We start from the raw sequence: 12,022 nt of genomic DNA on the forward strand, positions 1-12,022 counted from the left end.
AGGCAGTCGCAACGCACGTGCTTCTCGCATGAGTATCCCTTCACGTCAAACGACGCTTTGGAACACTCCCGCGCTGCAATTACGAGGTGTGAATTTTCGGCCGACGGCCGACAGCCATCTGCGGCTGTTCAGTTTTGTGGAGAAACTTGCCGCTGTCGCGGATGACATTAACCGTGAGCCTGTTTGGCCCTGCTGCGGTGGGCGTCATAACCCTCTCACGTAGAGATTATCTCGAAGATTTCTCGCGTGCGGGACTCGGTGCGGCAGCTGCACCAAGTGACAAGTGTGATTTTCGCCACATGTAAGTGATACACGTGCGGTCACACTTGGGGTCGCGATGTACGCAGCTGGACTGCCGAGAACGCCACCTAGGTGCCCAGAAGTCCCAGGCGCACCATGACAACGTGGAAGGAAACACCATTGCTGCCGCAGAAGTTCATCGAAAAGGTGCGTCGTTCCTTCCTCGTAGACGACGACTTACCTGAGCATCTTCAAGATGGAGCGCTGAATCTGCAGACGCAGCTCAACAACGCGCTCCGATTGCTATCTGAAGACCTGTACTCGAAGAAGTCGCACTTTGTCTTCGAACTCGTGCAGAACGCCGATGACAACAGCTATCCGAAAGGCGCAATGCCGGAGCTCAGTTTTCAAGTCACTCCGACTCGACTCGTCTTGTCGAACAATGAGGTTGGCTTCACCGAGGAGAACATCAGCGCCATCTGCAAAGTCGGAGCTAGTTCGAAGGCCAACGCGAAGCACCATCACATCGGTGAGAAGGGAATCGGCTTCAAGTCCGTGTTTTCGGTGTCAAACGCGCCGGAGATTCACTCAAACGGATTTCACTTCAGGTTCGACCGAACAGACCCGTCCAACTTACTCGGTTACGTGATTCCCACGTGGTGTGGGCCGTCGGAAGCGGTCCGACCCGATTACACGACCATCATCCTTCCGGCGGCACCTGGCTACGTGTTCGACGACTCGACTGTCGCTGACTTGGACTCCCGGGTCCTACTCTTTCTCAACAAGCTTCGGCAGCTGACGCTTGCTAAAGGCGGCGCGCAGCTGATTTATCGGCGCATTGACGACAAGGGGCACTCCCGACTAACCACGTCCGAAATCACCGCTGATGGCATTTCCAGTGAAGGAAGCCTCAGATACGTTCGCGTGACCAAGACATTTCCAATGGTCGGGCAGTTCGCCGACGTGAAACGCCCGGCTGTGAGCGAGTCGACGGTAGTTCTTGCACTTCCGGTAGATGAATACGGTGCGGCGATTCTGGAGCCAGCCTCATACGTTTTTGCGTTCCTGCCCGTCCAGCAATCCGGATTCCGATTTCCTCTGCATGCGGATTTCATACTGAACTCTGGTCGAGAGGGGGTCTTGAGTGACCGCCCCTGGAATCAGCGACTCCGCGATTGCATCGCAGATACCTTTGTCTCTGCGCTTGAGGAATTTAAGACCTCTCCAGTGCTAGCGTTAAGCTACCTGCGGTATGTCCCGGACAAGGGTGACGTGGCCGAAGACTTCTTTGGTGAAGTTCGCCAACAGATTGTCGGTCACCTTGCTGAGACGGACAGCATCCCGTCTGCATCGGGCACTTGGCAACGACCATGCGACCTCCGGCTTGCTGATGACGGATTCCGTGCCCTCTTTCCATCCTCGCTGGCAATGTCGCTCTTCGGTTTCGACTACGTTGATTTGCGTGTGCAAGGCGGTCAAGCCCTGCTCCGCGAGCTTGGTGTACGCGACGCAGGTCGTGCTGAAGTTCTCGGTGTCTTCAAGTCACATCAGGTATGGCTGCGAGAACAACCACTGGAGTGGCGCGCCAGCCTGTATGCGTTTATCGCAGGCGACTTGGCGGCGTTCGTGAAGGCGGGCTTGCTAAAGACGCCTTGTTTGCCGACCTCAAGTGGCTCTTACGTCTCGCCTGCTCAGTCCAACGTCTTCTACCCCTTGGGGCGTGGGAAGAAATACGGATTTGAAAAGGAACTCGTAATCGTCGACAGCGAGCTCTACGACGCCGTTATAGAGCGCTCGCCTAATTCAACGAACCTCTTCGAGGCCATGCAAGTTCGCCCCGACGACCCGTACGACTTAGTCGTTGCGCATAATAAGCGTGGGCCGAAACCGGGTAAATGTGATGGAGACCGCATTTGCCAAGCAGATTCGCGCAATGCCCGCACCATTGCGTGGGAAGAAGTCCACGGTCGCTCTGTCTGATGCCTACTACATGACAGAAGAGCTTCGCGCCACCCTAGGCGACGGACTTCCATACGTTGACGCATTCCTGGTTTCACAGATGCTCGACGACTGTCGAGTAACTCACCGCCTCAACGCAAAATCGTTGGTCAAGCGCCTCAATGAACTTAAACAGAACGACGCCGGTACGACGAAGCAGGTTCAGGCCATTTACCGGGTCCTAGATGAGCGTCTTTGGGAGTTCGATTCAACATTTATACGCCAGTCGGTCGAGGAGGACGCCCTGATTCAGTTGAAGGGCGCCCACAAAGGCTGGTTCAGCCCGAGTGGAGTCGCATGGCAAACCAACGGCTTGTTTCTCGACTCTCTCTACCCGCCGGTTCAGAGCCTGTACAGAGACTTCCAGGGCTTCCTTATCGAGAAGCTTCGCATCCCCAAAGCGCTGCCCATCAAGCAAAGAGTAGAAGCGTTGATGCGGCTGGGGGAAGTCGCCGATAGAGCAATGCGCGAGCTGGAGGCACTCGCCATCTACAAGCGAGCAGAGCAGGCGTTGAGGCCGCAGTTCGGACGAGAGATTGAGATGCCGGACTGGATGCACACATTCAAGAACGAGGCTGTATTCGTCGACCACTGGGGCGCAGTGGTGGACAACGCCGGCTTTCTCTTTGCAAACGACTCGCCTGCACTCGCCGAGCTCTTCGAGAACGAAGAGGGTCTCTCGCTTCTTGCCATTCCATCTATCGAGGTCCCGAGACTCAGCCGTCTGCTGGGAGCAGCAGGTGTTGCGCGACTATCGGAATCTGTATCCATTGAAGTCGAAGGAGATGGCTTCGGCATGGTGGACGCCGACCTCACAGCACGTGTGCAGAGGGCCGTTCCTTACGTCGCCAGGGTGCTCTATTCCCGCAACCCAGAAGCGTTCGAAGATGCGCTGGACGGGGGAAAGCTGTCAACACTTTGGACCCTCACAGTTGTGGAAGTGCGGACGGTGAACCTGCGAGTGACGCTGGGGGAGTTCCGCCGAACTACGACAACCGACGCGGCGATGGCGAATGGTCAGGTGCTCTATCGCACCGATGCCAAGTCACTCAAGGACAGGGTCGCAGCCGAACTCAGTAAATACTTAGTCGGCACGCTCGACTTCGCAGATAGTTTCGCTCGCATCCTTCTTGCAGAAGACGCCGATGGAATTGAAGAGTTCTTGGGCGTGGTGTCTATCGGGCGTCTACCGTCCGACCTCGCGGATGCGCTTCGACAACGCGAACTACTCGCCGAAGATGAACCCCTTCCGACCAGCCAAGATGCAGCCGAGCACGATGCCGCGCAGCAATTTGAGGAAGCCACACCAAACGAGGGGGAAGGACCAGCTGATGACGTCGTCCGTGAAGGGCCGGAGGCAGTCGGTCCGGCGGACGAAGCTGCGGATGGCCATTCCGCAGAAATAACGAGTGAGCCCCCTCAATCCGGAGTCTCTTCGCAAGCATTGGAGCTGACGGGCCCGGCTACACCATCCGGACAACTAGCACCTTTACCTGCAGCACCCTCAAGGCCGTCCGCTACGCCGCTAGCCTCCGCGCCTATTAGCTCGACGGGCGGACAGATTTCGGGGCAAAACCGAGGCGATGCACCTGGCGAGCCGTCCGTGCACCTCCGTACCATTGCACCCTCGCATAGCAATGACGCAGTTGGGCTCCGACCTCCAGCTCCTTCGCCCGTCGCTGGGAATCCGAGCGGTAGGGAACCATCTCCTCTCGCACCGCTCATCGGGGGGAGTCCTAACGCGAAGGGTTTAGGACCACGTCTGCAGGATGACGGGGCGTTATCAGGACGCACCGCTAAGCCGTCGTCTCTTCGAGCCAGGTCGGGTCGACTCCTAAGTTACGTAGTGGGACCGGCTGAGCTTGGGCAGAACACACGTGCCGACAACTCGGGGCAGGCTGCGACACGGGATGCCACCGGTCGCGCTGCAGTGGAGCATTTTCTCAAGACCCAAGCCAAGCGCTGGGCTTCCCTCACCGAGATGCCGCACAACAACCCGGGTTTCGATGTGCTTGCCCAAACTGCGTCCGGGGAAGAGGAGTACATCGAGGTCAAGGGCCAGACAGGCGCCTGGACTCAAGAGGGGGTTGCATTGACCCCAACTGAGCTACTCACAGCCCAGCGGAAAGGGGGCCGGTACTGGCTTTGCGTTGTCGAATTTGCGCAAGACGTCAAGCGGCGGCAGATGCATCTCCTGAGGGACCCGTTCGGGCTTGTGACTCAGTTCAGATTTGACGTGGGTTGGAAGGCAGCTGCAGAGACGGTGACCACCGTGCCGGCTGTTCCGGAAAAGGGGCTCTACATTGATATCGCCGGTGTAGGCATGGGCACGATTCTGAGCGTCCGCGGTAAAGGATTGTTCTTCCATGTGCACGTCATTCTTAAAGACGGAAAACAAGTCAACTCGCTTTTTCATCCAGCCAAGATGAGTCTCTCGAAGGAGCCACCGTGGCACGAATGATTCCTGCATTGGATGAGGAACAATTGCAAGCACTGCAGTCACGCGCCGAATCGCGTTTCTATGCCGCGTGTCGCGACCAACTTCCGAACGAATTCGTCGTCATTTACAGTGCCACGTGGCTGTATCGGGATGACCGAGGTCGGGTCAACGAAGGTGAGGCGGACTTCACCCTGGTCTCTCCGACCCTAGGCGTCTTGGCGGTTGAGGTCAAAGGCGGTGGTGTCCACTTCGACCCTTCCTCGGGCGCCTGGCACTCCGTGGACCGGAACGGCCGAGCGAATCCTATCAAGGACCCTTTTAGGCAGGCTTCCAGGGAACGCCATGCGTTGCTAGACCAAGTTGTTAACCACGTCAGCTGGCGGAAGTTCGGCGGCAAGAGATTCACTCTTGGCCACTCCGTGGTCTTTCCCGACGTCCTTGATGCCACTCCTCTGATCGGTCCTGACCGCCAGCGCGAAATAGTTGGCGTAAACGCGGACCTGGGTGATGTAGTTGGCTGGGTCAGTCGAGTAATGCGCTTCTGGCATCAATCTATCGACAGTCATCTGGGTGCACGCGGAGTCAATGTAATTGAGTCAATCCTTTGCAGCCCCATCGACGTCCGACCGGTGCTGCGCGCTTCCATAGACCAGACTGAGGTTCACCGGATTCGCTTGACGAATAACCAAGCGAAGGTCCTTCGTGTCATTGGTGGGCGAAGGCGAGCTATCGTTTCCGGAGGCGCCGGCACCGGCAAGACACTGTTGGCCGTTGAGAAGGCAAGGCAACTCGCTGCTCAAGGGCTCAGCGTTCTTTTGCTTTGCTACAACCGCCCGTTGGCAGACTTCTTGGCTCAAGGACTGCGTGACGTGCCAAATATTCAAATGCAGAGCTATCACCAGCTCTGTGACCAAAGGGCCCGTGCAGCGGCTATTTCGGGCCGTGACGTTCTAGCGGAGGCAGTGCAGGCCTATCCGGGAGCGGGGGACAAGCTGCTCTTTGACCTACAGCTGCCATTCGCACTCGCACTCTCCGCAGAAGTTCTGCCTGACCGCTTCGACGCATTAGTCGTCGACGAGGCGCAGGACTTCAGTGACGAATACTGGTTAGGTGTTGAGATGATGCTACGCGACCCCGAGCGCAGTCACTTCTACATTTTCATCGACCAGAACCAAGCGCTTTATTCGCGACAAGCAGCGCTACCCATAGAGGACGTGCCATTTCACCTGATGACCAATTGTCGAAACACCGCACCAATTCACGAAGCGGGGTACAGGTTTTACGCGGGCATATCGATTGACCCGCCCGAACTGCGAGGCCTGCCCATCACGTGGAGCAGTCATGACCGAGACGACGCGCAAGCGGATGCAGTCGCTCGACGCGTTAATCAGTGGGTAAACGTTGAAGGCATTGACACCCAGGATGTTGTGGTGCTGGTGACGAAGCGCCCTAAGGCGTTCTATTACACCCTCCTTCAGGAGCGGCCGGATGCAGGAAAGGTGCGCTGGGGTGTCGAATCGCAAAGCGGACGAGCCTCCGTTCTGCTTGACACCGTCGCACGGTTCAAGGGTCTAGAGGCCCAGGCGGTTGTCCTGTGGCTCGGGGACGAAGTCATTGACGAGGGACTTTGGGAGACCGTCTACGTTGGAATCACGCGTGGAAAGTCTCTGCTCGCGGTCATTGGCACGTCGAAAGCTCTTCAAGCTGTCAGGGACTTCGTCACTCGATAACTCCTAGGCCAACGATTCGAACGCAAATCTGCATTTCAGAATCTCGCGCGTTCGGACCTTCGGCGCGACGGCTGGCCTTAATCTTGATGGTGGCGCGCTAGCGGACGGAACAGGCTGGCGGCTTAGAGGCGGTACTGCAATGCAAAACATCAGTCCATGACACCGTCCAGTGCCATATCGCAATCCCTTGTTCTCGGCCAGAGTTGCTCCAGCGTGTGGAGGGAGCTACCAGCTGACGCACCTAGAGCGGTATGCGGTGAGCGTAAGCGACGGAAGCCGCCCATAGCTGGCCAGTCGAAAAAGGGTAAATTGAATTCAATAGGCAGGGTATGAACCACCAAGCTCTCTCATCCTTCATTTGGTCCGTCGCAGACCTATTGCGAGGGGACTACAAACAGTCCGAATACGGCCGCGTCATTCTGCCCTTTACCGTGCTGCGCCGGCTTGATTGCGTATTGCACGCGACCAAGCCCGCGGTGTTGAAGGAGTTCGAAGCCAAGACCCAAGCCGGGCTCAACCCGGACCCCTTCCTGCTGCGCAAGGCGGGGCAGAGCTTCTACAACACCTCACCGTTGGACTTGGTCACGCTGCTCGGTGACCAAGATAGCGTTCGCCAGAACCTCTACGCCTATATTCAGGCTTTCTCGCCCGCGACGCGCGACATCTTCGAGCGCTTCGACTTCTACTCGCAGGTTGAGCGACTGGCCAAGGCCAACCTGCTGTACCTCGTTACCGAGAAGTTCGCCAACATCGACCTGCACCCTAAGGCCGTTGACAACGCCAGTATGGGCGCGGTGTTCGAAGAGCTGATTCGCAAGTTCGCTGAAATCAGCAACGAGACAGCCGGCGAGCACTTCACCCCGCGCGAGGTCATCCGCCTGATGGTCGACCTCATCTTCATCGAAGACGACGACGTGCTCACGCCCGGCAATGCCGTGGTTCGCACCATCTACGACCCGACCGCCGGCACCGGCGGCATGCTCTCGGTGGCGGGCGAATACCTAGTCGAGCACAACCCGCAAGCGCGGCTTACCATGTACGGCCAAGAGCTCAACGACGAGAGCTACGCCATCTGTAAGGCCGACATGCTCATCAAGGGCCAGCCGGTCGAAAACATCGTCGTCGGCAACACCCTTAGCGAAGACGGCCACGGTAACGCCAAGTTCGACTACATGCTCTCCAACCCGCCCTTCGGTGTGGAGTGGAAGAAGGCCGAGAGGGCCGTGCGCCAAGAGCACGAACAAAAGGGTTTCGACGGCCGCTTCGGCCCCGGCCTGCCGCGCGTGAGCGACGGCTCCATGCTGTTCCTCATGCACTTGTTGTCCAGATGCGCCCGGCGCATGACGGAGGCAGCCGCTTCGGCATCGTGCTCAATGGCTCACCCCTGTTCACCGGCGGCGCCGGCAGCGGCGAGAGCGAAATCCGCCGCTACGTGCTTGAGAACGACCTGGTTGAGGCCATCGTCGGTCTGCCCAGCGACATGTTCTACAACACCGGCATCGCCACCTACATCTGGATTCTGTCCAACAAGAAGCCGGTCGACCGCAAAGGCTTCGTGCAACTCATTGACGCAAGCAGCTACTGGCAGAAGATGCGCAAGAGCTTGGGTAGCAAGCGCAAGGAGATGAGCGAGGTTCACATCGCCACGGTAACCCGCCTATTCGGCAGCTTCGCTGAGGCCGAGCAGGTGACCGTGTTCGATGCCGCAGGCAAAGCGCTCGGTGAGCCGCAGCTCATTACCAGCACCGACACGGCACCCACAGCACCGGAGGGTGGTCGGCTCAAGCGCGTGCCCATCGCGCGTATTTTCAAGAACGAGGAGTTTGGATACACGACATTGACCGTCGAGCGCCCGCTTCGCGATGACAAGGGTCAGCTCGTGCTGGGCCTCAAGGGCAAGCAAAAGGGCAAGCCTCAACCCGACAGCGCGCTGCGCGACACCGAGAACGTGCCGCTAAGCGATGACATCGCCGCCTACTTCAAACGCGAGGTGCTGCCGCACGCGCAGGATGCCTGGATTGACGAAGAGAAAAGCAAGGTCGGCTACGAGATTCCGTTCAACCGCCACTTCTATGTGTTCGAGCCACCGCGCAGCCTGCACACCATCGACGAGGAGCTGAAAACCGTAACGGCTAGCATCATGAAGATGCTGGAGGAGTTGGCGGAATGAGTTTGCCGAGGTATGGGGAGTACAAGGACAGCGGCGAACGTTGGCTTGGAGCCGTTCCGGCGCACTGGCAAGTCCCTCGACTGAAGAATTTGTTCGAGATTCGCAAGCGCATCGTCGGTGAAGACGGGCATCAGGTCCTGTCCATCACGCAGCGCGGCATCAAGGTAAAAGACATCGAGAGCAACGATGGCCAGCTCTCCCTGGATTACTCGAAGTACCAAATCGTTCGGCTTGGCGACTTCGCGATGAACCATATGGACTTGCTGACCGGGTTCGTCGACATCTCACCTCACGCCGGCGTGACCAGCCCTGACTATCGAGTGTTTACCGTGCGTGATGGTGTCGCTTGCGAACCGAGGTACTTTCTTTACCTGCTGCAGAACGGCTATCGACAGAAGGTCTTCTATGCCTTTGGCCAGGGAGCATCCGAATTCGGCCGTTGGCGATTTTCAACCGACCAGTTCAACGACTTTCGCTTTCCGTGCCCATCGCCAAGTGAGCAGGCCACCATCGCCGCTTTCCTCGACCGCGAAACCGGCAAGATTGATGCGCTGATTGCCGAGCAGGAAAAGCTCATCGCTCTGCTGGCTGAAAAGCGCCAGGCCACCATCTCCCACGCCGTCACCCGCGGCCTCAACCCCGACGCGCTGATGAAGGATTCCGGGGTGACGTGGCTGGGCGAGTTGCCGGCCCATTGGGAACGCGTCCAGCTGGGGCGGCTGTGCACTCAGGTGTCCGATGGGCCCCACTTCTCTCCTTCTTATGTCGAGGACGGAGTGATGTTTATTTCGGCTCGGAACGTCCGTACTGATGGATGGTCTTTGGAGGACGCGAAGTACGTCTCAGAGGATGACTACAAAGAGTTTTGCCGGCGCGTCATCCCTGAGATTGGTGACGTGCTGTATACGAAGGGCGGAACAACAGGCATCGCCCGCGTCGTTGACATTAAAGAGCGCTTTCAAGTGTGGGTGCATGTGGCGGTGCTAAAACTCAACAGAGCCGTCACATTGCCACACTATGTCGCGCATGCGCTAAATAGCTTGGGTTGCTACGAGCAATCCCAGCTATACACGCGCGGCGCGACGAATCAAGACCTGGGCTTGACTCGGATGGTCAAGATTTTCCTTGGTCTCCCTCCGATTGAAGAGCAGGCCGACATCGTCAACTATCTAGACTCCGAGATAGCAAAGCTGGACAAACTAAGCGCGGAAGCCGAACGAGTGGTTGCGCTGCTCAAAGAGCGCCGTAGCGCCCTGATAGCCGCTGCCGTCACCGGCCAAATTGACGTGCGCCAGGCATAGAACACCATTCCCAGGGAGAAAAGCGTTGACCCACACCCTCACCGCCAAGGAACAGTCGCTCGCCAAAATCTTCAGCGACGACTACGTCTTCACCATCCCTGGCTACCAGCGGCCCTACGCCTGGGGCAAAGACCAAGCGCAAGAACTTCTGGACGACCTGCTCGGTGCGCTGGCCTCTGCTCCGGCCCAACTCAGCGAAGCTGCCCCGTACTTCTTGGGGAGCATCGTGCTCATAAAAGGTGAGACCTTGCCGGAAGCAACGGTGGTGGATGGGCAGCAACGGCTGACGACGCTGACCCTGCTGCTCTCGGCCATTCGCGCCACGGTGCAAGACGCAAGCGTGCAGATTGGCATCACTAAGCGCATCTACGAGCACGGCGATGTGGTCTCGGCCACGCAGGCACGGTATCGACTATTGATGCGCGAGCGTGACCGTATTTCTTCCGCCAGTACGTGCAACACGAAAACGGATTGCTGGTCTTGGCCCAGCTCAACACGCCGCTGCCCGATGCGCAAGCCCGCCTTCGCGCAAACGCCCAGGTGTTCATGGACGGGTTGGCTAAGCTGCAGCAGGCCGACCTGGTGCGCCTGGTGCAGTTCGTCATCACGCGCTGCTACCTGGTGACGGTGGCAACGCCCGACCTCGATTCGGCCTACCGAATCTTCGGCGTGCTCAACAGCCGGGGCCTCGACCTCAGCGCAACGGACATCCTGAAGGCCGAAATCATCGGCGGCATTGAGCTGGCACTGCGCGACGACTACACCAAGAAGTGGGAAGACGAAGAAGAAGACCTGGGGCGCGACGAGTTCGGGGAACTGTTTAGCCACATTCGCATGGTCTATCGCAAGGCCAAGCCGCAGGGCACGCTCCTCAAGGAGTTCAAGGAGCATGTGGTGCCGGCACGGTAGCCGCGCAGTTTCGTCGACGAAATCTTGCTGCCCATGGCATTAGCCTTCAGCGAGTTGCGCGATGCTGACTACGCCAGCCAGCGACACGCTGAGCAGGTCAACGAACACCTGCGCTGGCTGAACCGGTTGGAGTTCAAGGACTGGGTGCCACCTGCGCTCACGTTCTTTGTGCGGTACCGGCAGCAACCCGATGCGGTGCTGAGCTTCTTCCGTGACCTGGAGCGGCTGGGTTATTCGATGCTGGCTCGCAAGGCGGGTGTCAACGAGCGAATCGAGCGGTTCTCTGGGCTGACTGGCGCGGTAGAAGGCGGCGGTGACCTGTTCGCTGCAACGTCGCCCTTGCAGCTCACGCCGGAAGAGCAGCTGCAAACCTATTCGGCACTGGGCGGCCCGCTTTACGACACCCACTCGCCGCGCGCGCTCGCGTTGCTGCTGCTGCGCCTGGACCGTCTCTTGTCAGACGGCAGCGCTAGCTACCACCATGAAGTGGTGTCGGTTGAGCATGTGATGCCGCAGCAGCCGGCACCCAACAGCCAGTGGGCGACATGGGTGCCCGACACGGCATTGCATCAGCAGTGGGTTCACCGCCTCGGCAACTTGGCCCTGCTGAGCCGCCACAAAAACAGCTCGGCGAGCAACCGCGACTTTGCCTGGAAGAAAGACGCCTACTTCACCAAAGGCGGCGTCTGCGGCTTCGCGCTCACCACGCAGGTGCTCCAGCACACGGATTGGACAGTCGCGGTGATGCAGCAGCGGCAAGACGCCATGCTGGAAACACTCGAAAAGCACTGGCGGCTGCAAGACCGCAAAAGTAAGGTTGACATCGCCGACGCCATGTTGGCCGAGCTGGCTGGGGCCGGCGACGCCGTGCTGTTCGAGCTTGAAAGCACGAGGCATGGCCTAGTTGCCACGGCCAGGGAGAACGGTAAGGCATTCACCGTGCTGGCTGGCTCGCAAGCCAAACTTGGATGGTCGGGGCAGCCGCATTCCTACCTGCAGTTGCGCGAAGAACTACTCAGGACCGGCTCGCTGAAACCGTCTGAGGATGGCGCGCACCTGATATTTGCCACAGACACTGATTTCAAGAGCCCCAGCGCTGCCTCGGCCACAGTGCTGGGCCGCACGGACAACGGCCGCAACACCTGGCGCCTGAAGGGCACCTCGATTACCTACGGGGCCTGGCAAGACAACCTGCCCAGCAGCCAGCCGGCGACTGGCCGCTCGGAGGGCTAGC

General features: G+C 58.7%; 7 protein-coding genes and 1 pseudogene. All 8 read left to right on the top strand.

The annotated features are described in order from the left end of the window. Positions 1-396 precede the first annotated feature (396 nt). Positions 397-2,220, top strand: a complete 1,824-nt coding sequence (locus ACWH49_RS14070; RefSeq protein ID WP_448172017.1) for a sacsin N-terminal ATP-binding-like domain-containing protein — start codon at positions 397-399, stop codon at positions 2,218-2,220. Further along, positions 2,141-4,699, top strand: coding sequence for a protein NO VEIN domain-containing protein (locus ACWH49_RS14075; RefSeq protein ID WP_448172018.1), 2,559 nt, complete (start codon positions 2,141-2,143; stop codon positions 4,697-4,699). Before ACWH49_RS14070 ends, ACWH49_RS14075 begins: the two co-directional genes overlap by 80 nt. Next, entirely contained in the window at positions 4,696-6,408 is a 1,713-nt protein-coding gene (locus tag ACWH49_RS14080; protein ID WP_448172019.1) for an NERD domain-containing protein, read from the top strand. Before ACWH49_RS14075 ends, ACWH49_RS14080 begins: the two co-directional genes overlap by 4 nt. A gap of 329 nt (positions 6,409-6,737) precedes the next feature. Next, positions 6,738-8,578: pseudogene (locus ACWH49_RS14085) on the top strand (type I restriction-modification system subunit M). Continuing rightward, complete coding sequence (locus tag ACWH49_RS14090; RefSeq protein ID WP_448172020.1) at positions 8,575-9,879, top strand: restriction endonuclease subunit S; 1,305 nt, start codon at positions 8,575-8,577, stop codon at positions 9,877-9,879. Before ACWH49_RS14085 ends, ACWH49_RS14090 begins: the two are co-directional and overlap by 4 nt. Before the next feature lie 25 nt (positions 9,880-9,904). After that, a complete protein-coding gene (locus tag ACWH49_RS14095) occupies positions 9,905-10,504 on the top strand; it encodes a DUF262 domain-containing protein (RefSeq protein ID WP_448172021.1) in 600 nt (199 codons plus the stop codon). Further along, a complete protein-coding gene (locus ACWH49_RS14100; RefSeq protein ID WP_448174350.1) occupies positions 10,426-10,788 on the top strand; it encodes a DUF262 domain-containing protein in 363 nt (120 codons plus the stop codon). Before ACWH49_RS14095 ends, ACWH49_RS14100 begins: the two co-directional genes overlap by 79 nt. A 33-nt stretch (positions 10,789-10,821) precedes the next feature. After that, on the top strand, positions 10,822-12,021 hold the full coding sequence (locus ACWH49_RS14105; RefSeq protein ID WP_448172022.1) for a DUF4357 domain-containing protein: 1,200 nt from the start codon (positions 10,822-10,824) through the stop codon (positions 12,019-12,021). Position 12,022 lies beyond the last annotated feature (1 nt).

The organism is Rhizobacter fulvus, assembly GCF_964020785.1.